Source organism: Micropruina sp., assembly GCF_047602085.1.
In the GTDB taxonomy this organism is placed as follows: Bacteria; Actinomycetota; Actinomycetes; order Propionibacteriales; family Propionibacteriaceae; genus Micropruina.
Genome location: NZ_JASGID010000005.1, coordinates 156,636 through 176,985, shown reverse-complemented (window position 1 = coordinate 176,985; position 20,350 = coordinate 156,636). Strand labels below are relative to the sequence as shown.

The following is a 20,350-nucleotide window of genomic DNA, read 5'->3' as shown; positions in this document are numbered from 1 at the left end:
CGTCTCGAACGCACAAAGGAGCGCACAATCGTGACTACACCCCTGCCCACCGAGCGCCCGAAGGGGCTCGCCTGGCTCGCTTCCCCAGCGCCGGCCCCGCGCTTGCCCGAGGACCAGATCAGCGCCAAGTACCCGTCGCTGCGCCTGCAGGTGTTCCTGGGCATCTTCATCGGCTACGCCGGTTTCTACCTGATTCGCAACAACATCCCGCTGGTCGCCACGATCCTGCTCAAGGACGGCCAGCTAGACAAGGTGGGCATCGGCCTCATCGCCAACGCCGTGCTGATCTCGTACGGCTTCTCCAAATTCTTCATGGCGACCGTCTCGGACCGTTCGAACGCGCGCTACTTCTTGCCGATCGGGTTGGCGCTGTCAGCCGTCGTCAACCTTTTCGTCGCCTTCGTGCCGGCGCTGACCGCTTCGGTCGGCATCTTCGCCATGATGATGTTCGTCAACGGCTGGGTGCAGGGCATGGGCTGGCCTCCCAGCGGCCGGGTTCTGGTGCACTGGTTCTCGACGAACGAGCGCGGTTGGAAGACCGCCATCTGGAACTGTGCGCACAACGTCGGCGGACTCGGCGTCGGCGCCGCAGCCGCGGCCGGCCTCTCCTTCACCGGGGGTGCCTGGCAGAGCGCGTTCTGGTTCCCGTCGCTGATCGCGCTGGTGGTGGCCGTCGTCGCCTTCATCGCCATTCGTGACACTCCCGCCTCGGTGGGTCTGCCGCCGATCGAGGAGTACCGCAACGACCCGGCCAAGGTCGAGGTCGACCAGAACGACGAGGCTGGTCTGGGCTACTGGCAGGTCATCCTCAAGCATGTGCTGCTGAACCGCGTCATGGTGCTGCTGGCGCTGGCCAACGTCTTCGTCTACGCGCTGCGCTACGGCGTGCTGAGCTGGACGCCGACGTACCTGTCCGAGGTGCACCACGCGTCGGTGACGGCTGGAATTATGGGCTTCTCGCTGTTCGAGCTGGCCGGCCTGATCGGCACGCTGGCCTGCGGCTGGGTCTCTGACAAGGTGTTCAAGGGCAACCGCACCTGGACCGGCATCGCCTTCATGGTGGGCGTCGGTGTCTCTCTGATCGCCTACTGGCTGGCCCCGGTCGGCACTCCCTACTGGCTGCTCATGGTGTTCCTGTTCTTCAACGGCGCGTTCATCTACGGCCCGGTCATGCTGATCGGCCTGCAGGCGCTCGACATGTCCGCCCGGCACGTCGCCGGTACCTCGGCAGGCTTCACCGGCCTGTTCGGCTACGTGATCGGTGCCACCGTGGCCTCGACCGGCGTCGGTTTCCTCGTGCAGCACTACGGCTGGGGGCTCACCTTCGGCGTGCTGACCGGCTGCGTCGTGGCCGCCATCGTGCTGCTGGCCATGATCGCCCCCGACGAGAAGCGCCTGATGGAGTCGCACCGGCTCGCCAGCGGCGCCGAGTAGACACTCGCCTCCGCATTTCGTCGCCGCTCCACCCCACCAAGCAGGGTGGGAGCGGGAGCCTGGGGCTTCGGCTCCCGCTCCCGCTCCCGCCCTGTGCCGCGTCGCGGCCATTCCTGCCGAGAACTGCCGGCGTTCGCGGGTTGATCCTGCAGCCTGGCGTGAGCGATGCGGGCCGGGTGCCCGGCTCAGGACCGCCGGAACGTGGCGCCGAACCGCTGAGCGCCGATCATCCGGCGCACCCCGCTCAGCTCGGCCAGCCCGGCCAGCGCAGCGCCGGGCCGCCGAAGCCCACCAGTGCGGTGTTGGTGGACGCGAGCGCATCCACGCCGATGCTGCGCTCGGCGGCCGACGAGGTGCCCGCCAGCCAGGCGCCGATGATCGGCAGCGCCGCCTTCTCGGTCTGCACGGCCAGGGCGAAGGCGCCAGTCCGGTCGGTGGCCGGACGCACGTCGTACCCGATCGGCGGCGGGCTCGCGCTGGCTTCCGGGGCGCTGGCCAGCACGTCCTGCCGCAGCGTGCGCCAGCCGAGCAGCCGTTCCTGCAACCGGCGCTGGTCGGCGGCGCTCAGCGAGGGTGCGGCGAGCGCCAACTCGTAGCTGTAGGCGGCCTGCAGGCTGAGTTCCAGCACCTGCTCGCGGGTGGTTGCGGTCAGGTCGGGGGTCAGCCCGGTGTCGTCGTCGCTTCGCTTGGCCAGGCCGGACGGCAGCCGCGCCGCCATCGTGGCGCTGAAAGCGGCCAGCGAGGCCCACAGCAGAGCTGCCGGGCCGTCGGCCGGCAGCGCCCGGGCCCGGTGCTGGTGCTGCAGGGTGGCCAGCAGACCGGTCAGCGCGGCATAGGTTGCTTTCGCGGTGCGCTGGGTGACCGGCGCGGCGGACGGCAGCGGTGTGGTCACCTGCTGGCGCCGGGCCGGGTCGCTCGACAGCAGCACCCGGGCATGGGCGTCGATGGCGGTGTCGAACCAGCTCAGCGAGGCCACCTGGCGCCCAGTGAGCGCCCAGTCGTCGGCCCGGTCGAGTAGCTGCCGGGCCAGGGCCGAGGCGCGCGCCAGTTGGGCGGGTAGTTCGGCTGCGGTCTCGATCGGCAGGGGTTCCGGTGGGTTCCAGGGCATCGTGACGTTCGCCACCGTGCAGCCGGCCAGCCCGGCCAACGTGAGACTGCTGCTGAGCAGCAGCGCCCGCCGTCCGATCACGTACCGACGCTACCGGGTAAACTCTGCCCAGCGCCCGTGCGCCACAACTGCACCGAAAAACCGGATCGAGAGGATGCCCCCATGGAATCGGCAACCATCACCTCGTTGGTGGCCCCCGTTGTCGCCTCGTGCGGACTGGAGGTCGATCGGGTCGAGATCCTCCCGGCCGGCACTCGTCGCGTCGTGCGGATCTTTCTCGACGGTGACGGCCCCAAGGGGCGTGGTCCCTCCCTGGACGAGATTGCCGAGGCGACCCGCGCCATCTCTACGGTGCTCGACGACGCTCCGGCGATGGGCAGTCACCCTTGGACGCTCGAAGTCAGCTCGCGCGGCGCCAGCCGTCCGCTGCTCGAAGAGAAGCACTTTCGCCGCAACACCGGACGGCTGGTGGCACTGTCCACCGACGAGGGCCGGGTGGTCGGCCGTATCGTGCGCGTCGCCGACGAGCACCTGACCCTCGACGTGGACGGCGCCGAACGTACGCTGCCATTGCAGCGGATCGGACGCGCCCAGGTGCAGCTCGAACTCAACCGCAGTCTCGATGACGAACAGGAGTGATCATGGACATCGACATGCAGGCGCTGCGCGCCCTGGAGCGTGACCGCGAGATCCCGATGAGCGTGCTGGTCGGCGCGCTCGAAGACGCCATGCTCAACGCCTACGAGAAGACCGATCACGCCGTTCCCGGTTCCCGGGTCGAGCTCGACCGCAAGACCGGACGGGTCACGGTGTTCGCCCCCGAGCTCGACGCCGACGGGCAGAAGATCGGCGAATACGACGACACTCCCGACGGTTTCGGACGGGTCGCCGCCACTACCGCGCGGCAGGTGATCTACCAGCGCATCAGGCAGGCCGAGGACGACCAGAAGTACGGGCATTTCTCGGCCGTCGAGGGCGACATTCTGCTCGGCGTGGTGCAGCAAGACCGTGACTCGCGCACCGTGCGGGTCGATCTGGGCAGCATCGAGGCGATCATGCCGCAGGCCGAGCAGGTGCCGGGCGAAGACTACTCCCACGGCAAGCGGCTGCGGGTGTACGTGGTGAGTGTGCGGCGCGAGCTGCGCGGCCCGCAGGTAGTGGTGTCACGCACCCACCCCAACCTGGTGCAGAAGCTGTTCAAGCTCGAGGTGCCCGAGATCGAGCAGGGCATTGTCGAGATCAAGGCGATCGCTCGCGAGGCCGGTCACCGCACCAAGATCGCGGTGTTGTCGCACAATCCGGACGTCTCGGCCAAGGGTGCCTGCATCGGCCCGATGGGGCAGCGGGTGCGCGCGGTGATGCATGAGTTGAACGAAGAGAAGATCGACATCATCGACTACTCCGACGATCCGGGAAGGTTCGTGAAGGAGGCGTTGTCGCCGGCGAAGGTGAGCCAGGTGATCGTCACCGACGCCACGGCGCGGGCGGCCCGGGCGATCGTGCCCGACTACCAGTTGTCGCTCGCGATCGGCCGCGAGGGCCAGAACGCCCGATTGGCCGCCCGGTTGACCGGCTGGCGTATCGACATCCGCCCCGACACCCAGGCGTAGGGAACCGCCTGATTGTGCTGGTCGAGTTTGTCGAGACCCCAGACACCGTGCTCTGGCAAGGGGTTTCGACAGGCTCACGCGGCGGTGGACGACGTGACCGGCCCGCGCCACTCACCCGGCACTCGGTCGCGGCGAGTGCCGGGTGATCACGTGGGGCCCGCCGGAGGGGATCGGCGGCCGAACCGCCAAAGGGTCGGGTTTCGGCGCGGCCGGCGGGTGGTCTAGAGGGCCGGATTGAGGTCTGCGGGGGTCACGCCGTGGCGCTCGCGCTGGGTTGTGGTGCCTGGCTGCCGTTGCCCGAGGGTTGGTTGGCCTGCTGCTCGGCGCGCACTTCTTCGAGTGCCTTGGTCACCTTCGCCTCGTCGATGCCGAGCTTTTCGGCGACCGCCTTGGCGATGGCCTCGTCGTTGCTGGACTGGTCGAACCCGCCACCGCCCATGGATGGACGTGCACCCGGGGTGCCGTTGCCGCCACCACCACCGCCGCCGTTGCCGCCACCACCGTTGCCGCCACCGCCACCGCCACCGTTGGTGGGCTGGTCTGTCGGCATGCCGCTCGGGGCGCCGCTGGGCCGGTTGGCCTGCATCACCGACTGGATCGCCTCGGAGACCTTGGTCTCGTCAACGCCGAGCTTCTCGGCGAGCGCCGCAGCCAGGTTGCTCGTACCCATGCCGGCGCCCGGGCCGCCACCTTCGCCGCCGCCGCCCTCGGACGACTGACTGGTGGGCTGGCTCTGCGCCTGGCCGGTGTTGCTTCCGACTGCGTACGAGACGCCGAACACGGCGCCCGCGCCGATAACGGCCGCGCCGATCGCCAGCCCGGTCTTCTGCTTGCTATTCATAGTCACATTGAGCCCGGCCGACCTGAGCCGAGCCTGCGCGGCCGCTGTGGACTGGCTGTGCGAGCAGTGCGCCCATCGCTGGGGAAGCCTGTCGAAAGCCGTTGCCGCGACGGCCTGCTCGAGGTCTCGGCAAGCTCGGCCAACGACAATCGACGTTTCTCTGACGGGCTGTGAATCTCGGGCCACCCGCTGCTGGCAGCGTCACCGGGCGTGCTCGCCGACTACGCTGACCTGCGATGCCAACCGAGAATCGTCCGCCCCGTCGACCGGCCTTTCATGACCCCGCCATGCTGGAGTTGATGGGCCAGGGCTCCGACCCGATTGCCCAACTACACGCCGCGCACGAGACCGCGGCGGTGCTGCTGCGCACCGGACGTGCCGCGCAGGACCCGTCGGTGACCGAACGTCTGGTCGACCTGGTCGGCGAGATCGGGTTGTCCACGCTGGCCGACCTGTGGTCCACCCGTCCGGCTCGGACGCTGCCAGGCGCGCTGTGGCGGCTGTACTTCCTGCGGGAATGGATGCGCATCGATTCGCACGGGGTGGCGCGCTGCTACTCGTCCGGGGTCCGGTTCACCGAGCCGAACCACGTGGTGGCCGGCATCGAGCCGCCCAGCCCTGCGGATGTCCGGCGTGTCGCGGACGACCTGATGCGCGGGGTCTTCGTCGGCGACTTCGCGGTGGCGCTGGAGCGGGCCGCCGCGTTCTGCCGGGTCACCTCGGCCGGCAGCGCCGAATTTGCCGGCATGGAGCCGCTGGCTCGGGCGGCCAAATTGCAAGAGATGGCGGACGACCTGACCGTGTGCGCCCGGCTCTGGCGAGCGGGTTCACTGAACTGATCGGCGAACCGCAACCTCCTCCACCACGAGTGCAAAGCGAGTGCCGGGCGCAGTTTCGATGACCAGCTCGGCCGGGCCGCCTTCGCCGATGGGCGTGCTTTCGCCGCTGTACAGGTTCGATGCCTCACAACCATCGGGTCGCAGGCCGACGAGGGACTTGCCGCCGCGGCTGAGCTTAACGGTCGGCCCGGCATTGTCGACTTCGCAGATGAATACATCAAGCTGGGAGCATGAAGCTGGCGAACGCGTCCACCGACTGCTGCCCGGCTCCCGTCTCGGGGCTGAACGTGTCGGCCGCTGAACGGCTGGCCCCGGTGTTCAAGGCGCTGGGCGATCCGGTGCGGTTGCGGCACCTGGGTCTACTACTCACCCTGCCCGGACGCCCTGACGCCGTTGCGTGAGATTCTGGACGATGCCCGGGCGGCGCGATCCGGCTGCTGGATGGACGCTGACCAACGCATCCCCCCTGGTTGATCTGATCGAAACCCTTGCCAGAGCGGTATCCGAGTTCTCGACAAGCTCGACCAGCGAGAGTCAGCGTTTGCCTGGGCGGCCGGGCTGGCTGTTGTTCGTATGCCACCGGGGTCGCCCGACACGCCCTCGGGGTTTGGGTCAGGCGCCTGCGCCGCCTATATTCGTGCCCGGCGCCGGACTGCGGTAGCCCCGGGCTCCAACACTTGCCGCCGCGAGCGGCCACGCGCCGAGAGGCGCTCCCAGTCCGGCGCCATCACCAACCGATCGATGCCTGCGGCGGGTCTGCCCCAGCGCCCCGCGTCCGTCCCCATCGCCCTCGTCGCCACCTGCCCGTGGCCCGGACGTGACTCGCCCGGCCGTCCAGGGGGACGGCCGGGCTGGGGGGAGAGGAGTCATTCAATCGTTCCTGTCAGTGATGACCTCCGTCCTGCACCGTGGTGCTTGGGTTGGCTTCCATGTCCACTACTAAACCGGCCGTTGCTGGGTGGTCTCTGGCGCGCGACTGTGGCGTCGCTATGAGGCGGTCCCCAGTCGGTAATCTGAACCCGCTATGACCATGCCTCAACGGATGTGCGCCGGCTGCCGCGCCCGCGCCGACAAGACCGCGCTGGTGCGACTGGTCTGGGACGGTGCCGAGTCGGTCATCGTCGACCGGCTGCAGCGGCTGCCCGGCCGGGGCGTCTACCTGCACGCCGGCTGCGCCGAACGAGCCCTCAGGGCCCGCGCCTTGGCCCGCGGGCTGCGCCGTCCGATCGACGGCGCCGCGGTGCGAAGGGTGCTCAGCACGCTGCCGGTTGGGTGAATCGAGGCTGACGGCGATACACTCGTCCGTGCGCCTCCGCCGACTCCCGGCGGTTCCCAACCAGAAAGTGGGCTAACGCTCATGACCACTCGATGAGTACCTCGAAATGAGCAACAACAACTAGCTGGTCCGCGCGCCTGCGGACCTGAAGGAGAGTAGTGGCCAAGGTCCGCGTCTACGAGCTCGCCAAAGAGCTCGGACTCGAAAGCAAAGATCTTCTGAAGAAGCTGAACGACATGGGCGAGTTCGTCCGTTCGGCTTCTTCCACCATCGAGCCGCCGGTCGTCCGGCGGTTGAGCGAGCGCATGAACGCCGAGAAGTCCGGCGCATCGTCCGCGCCCGCGGCGTCCAAGTCCTCAGCCGCCCGCCCCGGAGCACCCGGCCCGCGTCCCGCGGCCCGCCCGGGCGTCCGTCCCGCAACGCCGAGCGCTGCTCCGGCCCAGCCCGCGTCGACGGCCCCCGCGCAGTCGGCCCCCGCACCGGCGGCTCCCGTGTCGGCGGCTCCCGCACCGGCGGCTCCCGCACCGGCGGCCCCCGCGCAGTCGGCGGCATCGTCAGCGCCGTCCGTGACACCCGCGCGGCCGGCGGCTTCCGCGCAGCCGGCTGCACCCACGCAGCCTCCGTCGACCACCGCCACCCCGCGGCCGGGAGGCACACCCCAGCCGCGGCCCAGCGCACCGCAGCAGTCCCGGCCCGCCACTGGCGGTACCGCGACGCCGCGGCCGGGTGCGACCCCGCGTCCGATGCCGCGCCCCGGTGGCAGCGGCGGCCTTCCTGGTGCCAATGCGGCGCGCCGCACCGGCACCCCGCGTCCGGGTAACAACCCGTTCTCGTCGAGCCAAGGCATGGGCGTGCGTCGCCCGCGGCCCGAAGGCGCCGGCACCGCACAGGGCGGACGTCCCGATGCCCGTACCGGAGCGCCCCGTCCGGGTGGTGCGGCCCGTCCCGGCGTTCCCGGCATGCCGCGGCCGAACCCGGCGATGATGCCTCGCCAAGCTAACCCCGGCCTCGGCGGTGGCCCGGCCCGCACCGGTGGCGGGGGTCGCCCCGGTGGTTACGCCGGCGGTCGCCCCGGTGGCGGCGGACGTCCCGGCGGCTTCGGGGCCAACGCCGGCCCCGGTCGTGGTGCCCCCGGCGGCCCGCCCACCGGTGGTGGCGGTCGCGGCCGTGGTGGTCGCGGCGGTTCTGGCACCCAGGGTGCGTTCGGTCGCGCCGGAGGGCCGGCCAAGCGTGGGCGCAAGAGCAAGAAGCAGCGCAGGCAGGAATTCGACCAGATGGAGGCGCCGACGATTGGCGGCGTGCGGATCCGTCCGGGTGACGGTTCCACCGTCCGGCTGCGTCGCGGCGCCTCGCTGACCGACCTCGCCGAGAAGATCGGCGTCGATCCCGCGTCGCTGGTGCAGGTGTTGTTCAACCTGGGCGAGATGGTCAACGCCACCCAGTCGGTGGCCGACGACACCCTGCAAGTGCTGGGTGCCGAGCTGAACTACACCATCGAGGTCGTCTCCCCCGAGGACGAGGACCGCGAGCTGTTGGAGAGCTTCGACATCGAGTTCGGCGAGGACGAGGGTGGCGAGGACGACCTCGCGCCGCGCCCGCCGGCGGTCACCGTGATGGGTCACGTCGACCACGGCAAGACCAAGCTGCTGGACGCCATTCGCAACACCAACGTGGTGGCCGGTGAAGCCGGTGGCATCACGCAGGCCATCGGCGCCTACCAGGTGGCCACCGAGGTGGACGGCACCGAACGCAAGATCACCTTCATCGACACCCCGGGTCACGAGGCGTTCACCGCCATGCGTGCCCGTGGTGCCAAGTCGACCGACATCGCCGTGTTGGTGGTGGCTGCCGACGACGGTGTGATGCCGCAGACTATCGAGGCGTTGAACCACGCCAAGGCGGCCGAAGTGCCGATCGTGGTGGCGGTGAACAAGGTCGACAAAGAGACCGCCGACCCGACCAAGGTGCGCGGCCAACTCACCGAGTACGGCCTGGTGCCCGAGGAGTACGGCGGCGACACGATGTTCGTCGACGTGTCGGCCACCGCCCGGCTGGGTCTGGACGAACTGCTCGAGGCAGTGGTGCTGACCGCCGACGCGTCGCTCGACCTGCGGGCCAACCCCGACATGTCGGCCCAGGGCGTGGCCATCGAGGCGCATCTCGACAAGGGCCGCGGCCCGGTCGCCACCGTTCTGGTGCACCGCGGCACGCTGCGCACCGGCGACTCGATCGTGGCCGGTTCGGCCCACGGCCGGGTGCGCGCCATGATCAACGATCAGGGCGAGCAGGTCACCGAGGCGCCGCCGTCGATGCCGGTTCAGGTGCTGGGCCTCACCTCGGTGCCGGGAGCCGGCGACAACTTCCTGGTCGTCGACGACGACCGGATGGCGCGTCAGATCGCCGACAAGCGGGAGGCCCGGCAGCGGGCCGCGCTGCTGGCCAAGACCACCCGGCGCAAGACCCTCGACCAGCTGTTCGAGCAGCTCGAGAAGGGCGAGACCCAGGAGCTCAAGCTCATCCTCAAGGGCGATTCGGCCGGTTCGGTCGAAGCGCTGGAGGACGCGCTGGCCAACATCGACATCGGCGACGAGGTCAGCCTGCGGGTCATCGATCGCGGTGTCGGTGCGATCACCGAGACCAACGTGTCGCTCGCCGAGGCGTCCGACGCGGTGATCATCGGCTTCAACGTGCCGGCCGCAAGGCAAGGCCACCCAGCACGCCGACTCGGCGGGCGTGGACATCCGCTACTACTCGGTGATCTACGCGGCGATCGACGACGTGGAGGCCGCGCTGAAGGGCATGCTGAAGCCGATCTTCGTCGAGTCGATCACCGGCCAGGCCCAGATTCGCGAGATCTTCCGCTCGTCCAAGTTCGGCACGATCGCGGGCTGCATGGTGATCGACGGAACGATCCGGCGCAACAGCAAGGCGCGCCTGATTCGCGACGGAGTCGTGGTGAACGAAACCTCCATTGCGTCGCTGCGGCGTGAGAAGGACGACGTCACCGAGGTGCGCGAGGGTTACGAGTGCGGCATGACGCTGGCCAACTACTCCGACATCAAGATCGACGATGTGATCGAGACGTTCGAGCTGGTCGAGAAGCCGAGGGACTGAAATGGGCAACCCGCGCTACATCAAGGTCGCCGAGCAGATCAAGGTGATCGTGGCCGAGCTGCTGGAGCGGCGGATCAAGGATCCCCGCTTGGGCTTCGTCACCGTCACCGACGTCCGGCTCACCGGTGACGGCCGTGAGGCCACCGTGTTCTACACGGTGCTGGGTGACGAGCAGGCCCGTGACGACACCGCGGCTGCGCTCGAGTCGGCTCGGGGGCTGATCCGGTCGAAGGTCGGCAAGCAGTTGGGCATGAAGTTCACGCCCACGATCGCCTTCGTGCTCGATGCGGTGCCCGAGACGGCCGCTCAGCTCGAAGAGATGCTGGCCAGGGCCAAGGCGCTGGACGAGGCGGTGGCGGCCCAGGCTGCCACCGCGTCGTACGCGGGTGATGCCGACCCCTACAAGAAGGCGGACGACCCCGAGGCCTGAGTCGGCTCGCTCGCCAGTGCAACGCTGGTCGAGCTTTCGTCGGTCGAACTTTCGTTGGTCGAGCTTGTCGAGACCTCAGCTATGGCCCTTTGGCAAGCGGGTTTCGACGAGCTCGACCAGCGGCGTTCGCACTGATCAGCTAGCCCAAGGAGCACGATGCCCGAGTCGGGAATCCTGGTGGTCGACAAGCCGCCGGGCTGGACCTCGCACCAGGTGGTCGGCCGCTGCCGGCGGCTGCTCGGCACCCGCAAGGTCGGGCACGCGGGCACCCTCGACCCGATGGCTACCGGCGTGCTGGTCGTCGGGGTTAACCGGGCGACCCGGTTGCTGGGCCACCTGGCGCTGACCAGCAAGACCTACACCGCCACCATCCGGCTCGGCCTCGCCACCGACACCGACGATGCCGACGGTTCGGTGACCGCCGCCGCAGGCGCGTCCGGGCTGACCGACGAAGCGATCGAGGTAGCCATGGCGCCGCTGCGCGGTGCGATCGTCCAGGTGCCGTCCACGGTGTCGGCGATCAAGATCGACGGCCAGCGGGCCTATGCCCGAGCCCGTCGCGGCGAGGACGTCGTGCTGCAGGGCCGTCCGGTCACGGTCTCCCGCTTCCACGTCGTGCAGCGCCGGGACAGCCACGCCGACGGCACCGCCGTCACCGACCTGGACGTGATCGTCGACTGTTCGTCCGGCACCTACATCCGGGCACTGGCCCGCGACCTGGGCGCCGCGCTGGGCACCGGGGGACACCTCACTGCGCTGCGCCGCACCCGGGTCGGCGGCTTCGACCTGGACGGCGCGCTGACGCCCGAGGCGCTCACCGCCGACCCGCCCCGGACGCCGAAACTGCTCGGCCTCGCCGCGGTGGCCCGGCGCAGCTTTCGCTGCGTCGAACTGGACGCCGGACAGGCCCGCGACGTCGGCTACGGACGTCCGCTGACCCTGCCGGTGCCGGCCGACCCGACTGCGCTGCTGCATGCCGATGAACTGTTGGCCCTGTATCGGCCGGACGGCGACCGTGCTGTCCCGATCGCCGTGCTGAGCGGGTAGGAAGCTGCTTCGTCGGTCGAGCTTGTCGAGACCTCTGGCTACGGGTTTCGACAGGCTCAACCAGCGATCGCCGATCGATCGAGGGCCGTCAGCGGGAGTCGCTGAACCCACCCAGGAAGACCTGGTCGGCCCGGTTGGCCTGCACCCGCAGCACCGGGGATTGCTGCTCACCGGACAGCTCATGCACGCGGGCGTGCAGCTTGGAGTGCAGATCCCGGTTGCTGATCACGAACGGGCAGGCGTTGACCGTGTCGATGATCGCCTTGGTCAGGTAGCCGTGCCCGACTGCCGACGACTCCAGCGCCGATTCGTCCCAGCGGGCCGCCGAGATCAGTGTCGCCTTCGCCGACGGCGCCAGCTCCTGGTTGGACTCCTCCGGGTAGCAAGCGACCGGTCCCGGCGCCTCCGAGACCGACTGGATGTTGTTCGACAGTGTCTCGATGTCGGGCAGTGTGATGCCGAACGGCACCACGGTCTTCATCGCCGCCACCATGGTGGCGATCATTTCCTGGGTCACCGCGGCGGTCTTGGCCGCCGTGCCGTCTGGTCGCGGGTCGCCCATGCCGCCGGAGTGGCAGGAGTCCATCACGACGGTGAAGTTCACCTCGGACGGCTGCAATTGGTCGGCTGCCTGCCACAGATCCCAGTCGGTGATCCAGCGCCCGGTGGCCGGGACGATGGTCTGGTAATAGGTGCCGGACGAGCCGCCCGGGTGCAGGCCGCCATGGCCGCTGTAGTACAGCATCGCCACATCGCCCGGATCGGAACTAGCCAGCATGTAGGCAACCGCTCGGCGGATGTTCGCCGAGCTGGCGGCCTGGTCGGTGAGCAGGGTGATCCCGGCGGGGTCGAAATCGAAGGCGTCCAACACGATGTGGTACATCGCGTCGGCATCCGCGCGGCAGTAGCTCAGATTCGGCCACATCACCGATCCGTCCGGCCAGTGCAACTGCCGGGAGTAGTCGTTGATGCCGATGACGACGGCTCTCTTGGTCATGTCTGATGTCCTTTCTCAGCGCGAGTCGCTGAAGCCCTCGAGGAAGATGCCGTCCATCCGGTTGGCCTGGCCGCGCAGCACTGGGTGCTGTTCATGGCCGGCTGCCTCGTGGACGATGGGCGTCAGCGCCGCGTGCAGGTCTTGGTGGCTGATGGTGAAGTTGCTGGAGTTGACGGTCTGCAGGATCGCTTCGGTCAGAAACCCGTGGTTCGAGGTTTCGCCGGCGTACTCGTCCCAGCGGGACGCCGCCAGCAGGGTTGCCTTCGCCGACGTGGTGAACTCGCGGTTCGCCGCCTCGGTGTAGCAGACGGTGGCCCGCGGGGCCGCCTGCACCTGATGCACGTTGTTCGACCAGGTGGCCAGGTCGGGGGCGGTCACCCCGAACGGGATGACGGTGTTCATCGCCTCGGTCAGAACAGCCAGGAACGCCTGCCCGTTGACGATGGTGCGGACGTCGCTGGTGGCCTCGGTCGGGTCGACCATGCCGCCGGAGTGGCAACTGTCGAGGATCACCGTGAAGTTGCAGACCGACGGCTCCAATTGCGCCGCCGCCTGCCATAGATCCCAGTCGGTGATGAACCGGCCCGAGTGCGGAATGATCGTCTGGTAGAACGCCCCCGGGGTGCTGGTGGGGTGCAGGCCGCCGTGCCCGGCGTAGTAGAGGCAGGCCACGTCACCGGGTTCGGAGCAGCGCAGAATCCAGTTCAGCGCCTGCAGAATGCGGCTGCTGCTCGCCTGCCGGTCGAGGTAGCAGTAGACCTGCGTCTCGTCGAACCCGAACGCGTCGATCAGGGTGTGGTACATCGAGCTGGCGTCGCGGACGCAGCCGCTCAGGTTGCCGAAGCCCTGCACGGAATAGTCGTTGATGCCGACGACAACGGCTCTTTTGGTCATGGCTGTTCCTTCAGGCGGGTAGTGGTTCAGAGACGGCGATCAGGTCGTCGGAGGTGGTCACCGGTGGCAGCCGGGTCATCGAGTTGTTCGTGCCGACCAGGGTGATCTGGTAGGTGTAGGACTTCTTCTTCAGGTCCATCACCGCGATCTGCTTCTCTTGCGGGTCGGTGTCGGACGGCTTCATGGTCAGCCGCTCCTCGCGGTGGTAGTTGCCCTCCTCGTCGTGGTACTCGATGTCGACGAAGGCCAACCGGGTCTTGGCCGGGTCGAGCAGCGGCAGGAACGACAACGTGATGGAACCCGGGAACGGGTCGTCGACCGGCAACAGCGAGGCCCGGGACGGCTCGGTTCCGACGGTCTCCTTGGTGGTGCCGTCGGCCAGGTGGTGCACCAGCCGCCAGGTGTAGTCGCGGGCGTTCGGCGCCGACGTGCGGACCTTCCAGGTGGCGCTCGGTGTGGCCGCGGTGAGCAGCAACTGCTTCTCGAGCACCTCGCCGCCCGACTCGTGGCGCAGGTGAACGTCGATGGAATCGACCACCGACCAGTCCACCCGGGTGGCCACGGCGTCCACGCTGAGAAAGCCGATGTGCTCGTGTGGCACCAGCACCAGGGTGCGATCCTCGGTGCTGCTGGCCGGCAGCTCGTAGGAGAATTTGCTGCCCTCCCAGCCCGAGGTGGTGGCGAAGTGGTACTGCACCGACTGCCGGTAGTCCAGGTCGAGGGCCGAGTTGAGGAAGACCTCCATGGTCTGGGCCGACGGAGGGGTGGCTCCCGGCTCGAAACGCAGGTCCTTGTGCTTCAGTTCGGCCGGCTTGGCCGGATCGCCGTAGTCGAGCGCCACCTGCGCGCTGCGCAGCCCGATGCCGGCGAAGTCGTCCGGCGGGTCGACGACGATCTGGAACACCCGGAAGAAGGCGTCATCGAGATCGACCTCGACGAAGTGCCGCGAGCGGTCGAGGCCGGCCACCAGGACGCCGAAGAAACCCTGCGGCGCGTAGCTGCGCTGGGTGGCCTCGGAGCGGTCGTAGACCACCTTGATCCGCTTGCGTTCCTCCTGGTGGACGGCTCGCAGCCGAAACGACACCACCGCGGACGAACCGCCCCCTGCCGGGGGCTGGGACAAGCCGTTGGGCGGCGTGGTGGCGGGCTGCGAGGGCGGCGTGACCCGGGGCGCCCCGACCGCCGCCGCGGCGGCCGCCAGCGAGCTGGCCGGCGGCGTCCCGGTGCCCTCGGTGGGTGCGGTGGTGCCGGTCGGATCGGCCGGGGGTGCCACCGGGTTGTGGCCCTCGGTGGGGTCTTCGCTGCCGGTGTTCGCCGTCGGTGGAGCCGCGCGCGGCGGTGCGGCGGCCGGGGCACCCGCGCCCGGGGCCCCGGTGGCCGGACGCGCCGGGGCGGGCGTGGTCGGCGGCCGCAGCGCGTTGCCGCGGGCCAGCACCGCCGACAGCGGCTCGGCGGTCACCCGTCCGCCGGCCACCTGGCCGGGGGTCAGGGTCGGCTCGAACCACTGCCGGAGCAGGTTCTCCTTGAAGAAGTCGAGCGCCCACTTCTCTTTGTCGGCCTGATCGTCGCCGCCGACGAAGTCGATCACCTTGATCTGGATCGCGCCGTTCTGCACCAGCTTCTCGAAGGCCGCGTCGATGCCGGCTTGGACGAAGTAGACCTGGGCGTCCAGGGCGGCGCCGAACTGGTTGTAGACGCGTTCCAGGTCGGCGTTGATCTCGACGTGCAGGGCGGGCCGCATGCCGGTGAACTTCAAGTCGTACAGCACGCCGACCGGCGCCGTGCCCTGTTCGAAGGCCTTCTCCAGAATGATCGCGCCCTCCTGCGAGAGGGTCAGGCTGAACGCCGCGGTGTTGTTGCCCTGCAGCGACGGGGTGCTCGCCCCGAGAATCTGCTCGACCGCCCGGAACGATCCCTCCGGTGCCGGCTGGGCCGACGTCCCGCCGCTGCCCTGCAGGTTCAGCGCGATGGCCTGCACCGTCCCCTCGTCGAACGGCACCACGGTGAGCCGGGGCCGTCCCTTCGCGATCGAGCGCAGCCGGGCGACGATCCGGCGCTCCAGGTCGGGTTCGAGGCGCAGGTCGACCTGGAACATCAGGAAGCCGCCGCCCTTGGCGCCGGCGGCCACCGCGGCCGGCTTGTACTTGATGAAGGTGAATGCCTGGTCGCCGTCGGGACGGCGGGCCAGTTGGACCGGTCCCGGCAGGTACCAGAACTGGTCGGGGTCGGCGTGATCGGGAAAGACGGTGACGCCTTCGACGGTGATGGTGCGACTACCGAGTAGCAGCATGATTCCTCCTGGTGGCTAGCGGACCCCGACGACGAGATCGCTCTCGTCGCTGGGTGCCCAGTCGCGGGTGCGGGACAGGTTGTTGGTGAAGGTGGTGGTGACCCGGTACTCGAAGCCGGTCCGGGTGGCGTCGACGTAGTCGAACTCGAAGGCGTCGCTCTCGCCGGCGGCGTGAAACTGGACCCGGTCGGCCACCTCGATGCCAGCGGCGGTGTCGGTGTAGCGCAGTTCGACGGTCAGCTCGCGCACTTTGGCGCCGGCGAAGTCGGCGTCGGGGGCGCTGCGGACGCGGACCAGCCGGTGCCCCAACATGTCGGCCCGGACGGTGATTCGCCGACCCGCCGTGACCGACGGCGGCACCTCGACCACGCTGCCGTCGGCGTTGACGAAGGTCACCCGGTAGTCCACGTCGCGCCGGGTGACGTCGGCCAGCCGGACCTTGAACTGCTGGGTGGCCTCGGCGGTGGCGCTGAACTCGAAGGACTCCTGCTCGACGATGTTGTGCTCCAGGTCGGTGTACGACAGGTCGACGAAGGCCCGCTTCACCACCGTCCAGTTGAGCACCGGCACGACGTCTAGGATCAGCCCGTTCGGGTAGGGGTCGCGGACGATGATCCGCTCGCTCTCGATGTCGCCCCACTGGCCGACCAGGTCGCGCTGGTCGACGGCCCGGTGGGTGACCCGGAAGCGTCCCGTGGCCAGTTCGGGGTTGCGGACGAACATCGGCCAGGTCTGTTCGGTCGCGGTGGAGTTCAGCAGCAGCACGTCGTCCTGGGCGATGCCCTCGGCGGGGTCGGCGTAGCTGAGCTCGACCTCCACGTTCGGGTAGCGGTCCCAGGGGTAGCTGAGCGCCACCACCGGCACCGGCGAGATCGAGTAGAGCTCGCGGGGATCGATCTCGATCGCGTCCACCAGCACCGTCTGGGGCTGCGAGGTGAGGCTGATCGGCCGTTCGGTGCCGTCCACTCCGGCGAAGTTGACGGTGTAGGTCAGTTCGACCTCGCGGGCCATTCCGCCGCCGACCAGCCGGCTCGACCACGACACCTCGGCTTCGGGCTGGGCGCTGGTCAGCAGCAGCGACTGCACCTCGCCGCCGTAGCTCATCAGCACGCTGATCGAGCGCACCTGGTCGGATGCCCATTCGGCGCGGGCGATCACCTTCAGCCGGCGCCGCTCGAACCAGGGGTCGTCCAGGTCGACCTCGGTGACGAACTGATCCAGGGGCAACCCCTGGTCGGTCAGCGTGCGGAACAGCCCCGACAGGTGCCCCTGCGGGTACACCGTCCGCTTGATCGTGATCCGCTCGCTCATCGTCACGTCGAGCCGCTTGGACTCGATCCGCGTGACGTCGACCTCTCGGCGGCGGAACATGCAATTCTCCGACGCCCCCGCCGACGCGATCGCCTGCATGATCCGGCCGGCCGTCCGGACGCCCTTGTCGGCGGCGTCGGAGGAGTCGATCGGGTCAAGCGTCGGCTCGAAGAACGTCTCGGTGATCATGTCGCGAATGTCGTCCATGGCCTGGTCGCGGCGGGCGATCACGGCCGAGCCGTCCTCCTCCAGCACGAACGTGTCGGCCTTGATCTCGATCGCCCGCGACTCGACCAGGGAGTCGACGAATTTGTCGATCGAGGACTGGTAGACCAGTGGCAGCGAGAACTCCTCGTGCTCTTCGAGGTGCTTCTGGATCAGATCCCAGTCGGCGTGCACGCTGACGTGATACGCGGGCCGCATGCCGAGGAAGTCGAGGCTGTAGACGATGCCGATCGGCGACAGAACCCCGCGCATCGCCTGTTCCAGGGTGGTGATGCCCTCATGGGTGAGCTGCACCGAGAAAGCCGCCCGGTTGTCGCCGTAGAGTGCCGGCTTGGCCGCATGGCTGAGCTTCAGCACGAACTTCAGGGCGTCCGGATCCACCGGCGCCGGCTGCGGCTGTGCGCCGCCCGGCGGCACCGGAACCGGAGTCTCGGCATCGAACAGCATCATCCGCACGGTGCCGTCGATCACCGGCAACTGGGCCAGTCGCGGCGGCTCGGGCAGGTTCTCGATGGCGGCGATCCGGCCGGCCAACTCGTCGACGACGTCCGGGTCGAGGCCCAGGTCGACATCGACGTTCAAGAATCCGCCGGTGCCGGCAGTGCCCTTGAATTTGATCAGCGACAGTTGCGGCAGGCCGTTCACCGTCGCGATCCGGGGCACCCCCGGCAGGTAGTACCACTGCTGCCGGTCGGCGTGGTCGCCGAAGACGGCGACCCCGTCGATGGTGTGGAAGGGTGCGTCGAGGTAGAGCATGGCCGGCTCAGTTCGCGTTCGGCGGGAGCACGATCGTGGTCTCCACCGATCCGGTGACGGTCTTCGAGGCCGACGTGCCGTCGGCCGCGAAGTACATGATCGTGTAGTCGAGCTTGCGCTGGCCGGCGTCCTCGTAGGGGTACTCCCACGATTGGGTGGTCAACCCGCCGCTCTTGAACACCAGGTCGGTCGCGGCGGTGACGCCCGGCTCGGTGGTCCGCAGCGTCACCTTCACCAGCCGGACGGCGGTGAAGTCGATCAGGTCGGCCATCACGTCCACCTTCTGCATCAGTTGCACGTCGCCGACCATCACCGTGGTGCCGATGATGGGGGCGGCCGGATGGGTCTCGACCGTGCCGTCTTTGTACCGGATGTTGACCACGTAGCTCAGTTCGCCGCCGTCGGGCAGGATCGCCGGGAACGACCATTCGTCGAAGGTGGAGCCGGCGTTCAGGGCGACCGACTTGGTCTGGCTGTAGTTGTTGATCGAGTCGGTGTAGGTCAGGTCGACGAAGATCGTGTCGATCCGGCCCGCGAAGTCGCCGAACCCACGAATGTTGATCGTCCGGGTCGACGCGAACGGGTCGTTGATCGGCAATTCGTTGGCGCCGGTGGTGAGTTCGGGGCCGTCGAACTCGCGGCCGTCCGCCATGAAGTACTTCACCTGGTAGTGCACCGGTGCGCGCCGCTCGGCAAAGATCACCTTGGTCCAGTTGTGCTTCGGGTCGTCATTGGTCAGCGACATCGAGGTCTCGATCCGGTCCGTCCCCTCGCCGTACCACAGCCGCACCTGGGCGGCGGAGACCTGGTCGAAGTTCAGGTCGCCGGGGGACACGTCGAGGTGCAAGATGCCCAGGTCGCCGACGTTGATCACCAGCGACGGGTCGTTGCTGGTCTTCTCGGCAGACATGTACGGCCGCGTCTCACCCTTGTAGTTGACCTGGTAGCTGTAGCTGTAGAACCGGTTGTTGTTGGCGATGAACGCCTCCATCGACTCCGAACCGTCGGCGTCGGTGAATACCGGCTCGACGACGATGTTCTGGCCGGCGGGGTCGTAGGCCACTTTGAGCTCGACGCTGTGCAGGGGCAGCTTCTCGAAGTCGGCGTTCACCCGCATCGACACCTTCATGGTGCGGAAGAACGGGTCGTTGAGGTCGACAGTGGTGGAGAAGTTCTTCCATTCGTACGCCTTTCCGTCCGGCCCCTTCATCGAGGTGATGTTCGGCAGGGTGCCCCGCGGGGCCGGGTTCCACTCCATGACCTGGCCGACCCTGAACCACTGGTCGAAGTGGGCGTTGCGGTGGTCGAAGAAGTCGACGTCGATGTTCTCGAAGTCCTGTTCGGTGTAGAGCTTGCGGATCTCCTCCGGGCTCTGCAGCGGCGCGTCCCCCAGCACCATTCGGGTGGCGGCGTCGGCCATCGTCTTGGTGGCCCAGGCGGTGACCGCATCGATCGCCTTGGCGTCGGTGCCGGCGCCCGGAATGATCGTGATCTCGCCGGAGTCGCTGGAGGTGATGATCTGGGTGATCGCCTCGCTGTAGTCGTCCTCGGCGCAGATCCGTTCCTCCACGTCGATGTGCTGGTGGAAGTGCATGGTCTTGCTCAGGTCGAACCAGACGTGGGCGCTGACGTCGGGCAGTTTGACCGGCGTCCACAGGTCGTAGGCGACCTGGACGATGCCGCCGTCGCCCTGCAGCGCCTGTTCCAGCAGGGTGGCACCCTCGGGGGACAGCTCGACGGTGATCGGCAGCACCATCTTCCCGTACAGCGACGGCGAGGCCGGGTTGGTCACCTTCTGCACCAGTTCGCCGCCCGCGTCCACGATCTGCACCGAGGCTGCACCTCGGGTGAAGCTGAGCTGCCCGATCTTCGCCTTGGGCGGGTCGCCGGCACCGAACCAGCGGGTGGTGACCCGCTCCTGCAGCACCTCGCGCAGCGCCTGCTCCTCGGACGGGGTCATGCCGAACTCGACATCGCAGATCAGAAAGCCGCCGCCCTTCTTGCCCGAGGAGTGCTCGATCGGGAATTTGTATTTGATGAACCGGAACACCGGCTTGCCGTTGTCGATCCGGAACCGCGGTGTCTGCGGCAGCGCGTACCAGGTGTTGGCGTCGGTGTCGTCGGCGTAGACGGACAATCCGTTGATGGTTTCGACCTTGTCCCACTTGAGCATGGCCT

General features: G+C 68.6%; 15 protein-coding genes and 1 pseudogene. 9 read left to right on the top strand and 7 right to left on the bottom strand.

What is annotated here, in order from left to right; genetic code table 11:
- Window positions 1–30: 30 nt before the first annotated feature.
- Entirely contained in the window at window positions 31–1,434 is a 1,404-nt protein-coding gene (locus tag QM721_RS09710; RefSeq protein ID WP_415121375.1) for an MFS transporter, read from the top strand.
- A 244-nt stretch (window positions 1,435–1,678) separates the two neighbouring features.
- On the opposite strand, the gene QM721_RS09705 is transcribed toward QM721_RS09710, so the two are convergent.
- The gene (locus QM721_RS09705; protein ID WP_415121373.1) at window positions 1,679–2,623 is read right to left on the bottom strand and encodes a hypothetical protein; all 945 of its coding nucleotides are present in this window, start codon (window positions 2,621–2,623) and stop codon (window positions 1,679–1,681) included.
- A gap of 81 nt (window positions 2,624–2,704) precedes the next feature.
- Between QM721_RS09705 and rimP the strand changes: the two genes are divergently transcribed.
- Both rimP and nusA read left to right on the top strand, forming a co-directional pair.
- Window positions 2,705–3,181 (top strand): ribosome maturation factor RimP, encoded by a 477-nt coding sequence (rimP, locus tag QM721_RS09700; RefSeq protein ID WP_415121371.1) that lies wholly within the window; start codon window positions 2,705–2,707, stop codon window positions 3,179–3,181.
- Between the two features lie 2 nt (window positions 3,182–3,183).
- Window positions 3,184–4,152 carry a transcription termination factor NusA gene (nusA, locus tag QM721_RS09695; RefSeq protein WP_415121369.1) on the top strand — a complete coding sequence of 323 codons (969 nt, stop codon included), beginning with the start codon at window positions 3,184–3,186 and terminating at the stop codon, window positions 4,150–4,152.
- A gap of 250 nt (window positions 4,153–4,402) precedes the next feature.
- Here nusA and QM721_RS09690 read toward each other — a convergent pair whose 3' ends face one another.
- On the bottom strand, window positions 4,403–4,993 hold the full coding sequence (locus QM721_RS09690; protein WP_415121367.1) for a Clp protease N-terminal domain-containing protein: 591 nt from the start codon (window positions 4,991–4,993) through the stop codon (window positions 4,403–4,405).
- Between the two features lie 236 nt (window positions 4,994–5,229).
- On the opposite strand from QM721_RS09690, the gene QM721_RS09685 reads away from it, so the two are divergent.
- The 6 genes and pseudogenes from QM721_RS09685 to truB all read left to right on the top strand — a co-directional run bounded on the left by QM721_RS09685 (window position 5,230) and on the right by truB (window position 11,699).
- Entirely contained in the window at window positions 5,230–5,832 is a 603-nt protein-coding gene (locus tag QM721_RS09685; protein WP_415121364.1) for a hypothetical protein, read from the top strand.
- A gap of 230 nt (window positions 5,833–6,062) precedes the next feature.
- Window positions 6,063–6,233 carry a hypothetical protein gene (locus tag QM721_RS09680; protein ID WP_415121362.1) on the top strand — a complete coding sequence of 57 codons (171 nt, stop codon included), beginning with the start codon at window positions 6,063–6,065 and terminating at the stop codon, window positions 6,231–6,233.
- Window positions 6,234–6,856: 623 nt separating this feature from the next.
- Window positions 6,857–7,108 (top strand): YlxR family protein, encoded by a 252-nt coding sequence (locus QM721_RS09675; protein ID WP_415121360.1) that lies wholly within the window; start codon window positions 6,857–6,859, stop codon window positions 7,106–7,108.
- A 158-nt stretch (window positions 7,109–7,266) separates the two neighbouring features.
- Window positions 7,267–10,222: pseudogene (gene infB / locus QM721_RS09670) on the top strand (translation initiation factor IF-2).
- Between the two features lies 1 nt (window position 10,223).
- Window positions 10,224–10,652 carry a 30S ribosome-binding factor RbfA gene (gene rbfA, locus QM721_RS09665; RefSeq protein ID WP_415121358.1) on the top strand — a complete coding sequence of 143 codons (429 nt, stop codon included), beginning with the start codon at window positions 10,224–10,226 and terminating at the stop codon, window positions 10,650–10,652.
- A gap of 156 nt (window positions 10,653–10,808) precedes the next feature.
- Window positions 10,809–11,699 (top strand): tRNA pseudouridine(55) synthase TruB, encoded by an 891-nt coding sequence (gene truB / locus QM721_RS09660; RefSeq protein WP_415121356.1) that lies wholly within the window; start codon window positions 10,809–10,811, stop codon window positions 11,697–11,699.
- Between the two features lie 88 nt (window positions 11,700–11,787).
- On the opposite strand, the gene QM721_RS09655 is transcribed toward truB, so the two are convergent.
- From QM721_RS09655 to QM721_RS09635, 5 genes are read right to left on the bottom strand one after another with little or no spacing between them, the layout of a single operon-like run.
- Window positions 11,788–12,696, bottom strand: a complete 909-nt coding sequence (locus QM721_RS09655) for a caspase family protein (protein ID WP_415121354.1) — start codon at window positions 12,694–12,696, stop codon at window positions 11,788–11,790.
- Between the two features lie 15 nt (window positions 12,697–12,711).
- A complete protein-coding gene (locus QM721_RS09650) occupies window positions 12,712–13,590 on the bottom strand; it encodes a caspase family protein (RefSeq protein WP_415121352.1) in 879 nt (292 codons plus the stop codon).
- Between the two features lie 10 nt (window positions 13,591–13,600).
- Window positions 13,601–15,880: a hypothetical protein gene (locus QM721_RS09645; RefSeq protein WP_415121350.1), complete on the bottom strand. Its 2,280-nt coding sequence runs from the start codon at window positions 15,878–15,880 to the stop codon at window positions 13,601–13,603.
- A 15-nt stretch (window positions 15,881–15,895) separates the two neighbouring features.
- On the bottom strand, window positions 15,896–18,172 hold the full coding sequence (locus QM721_RS09640) for a hypothetical protein (RefSeq protein ID WP_415121348.1): 2,277 nt from the start codon (window positions 18,170–18,172) through the stop codon (window positions 15,896–15,898).
- A 7-nt stretch (window positions 18,173–18,179) separates the two neighbouring features.
- Window positions 18,180–20,345: a hypothetical protein gene (locus QM721_RS09635; protein WP_415121346.1), complete on the bottom strand. Its 2,166-nt coding sequence runs from the start codon at window positions 20,343–20,345 to the stop codon at window positions 18,180–18,182.
- Window positions 20,346–20,350 lie beyond the last annotated feature (5 nt).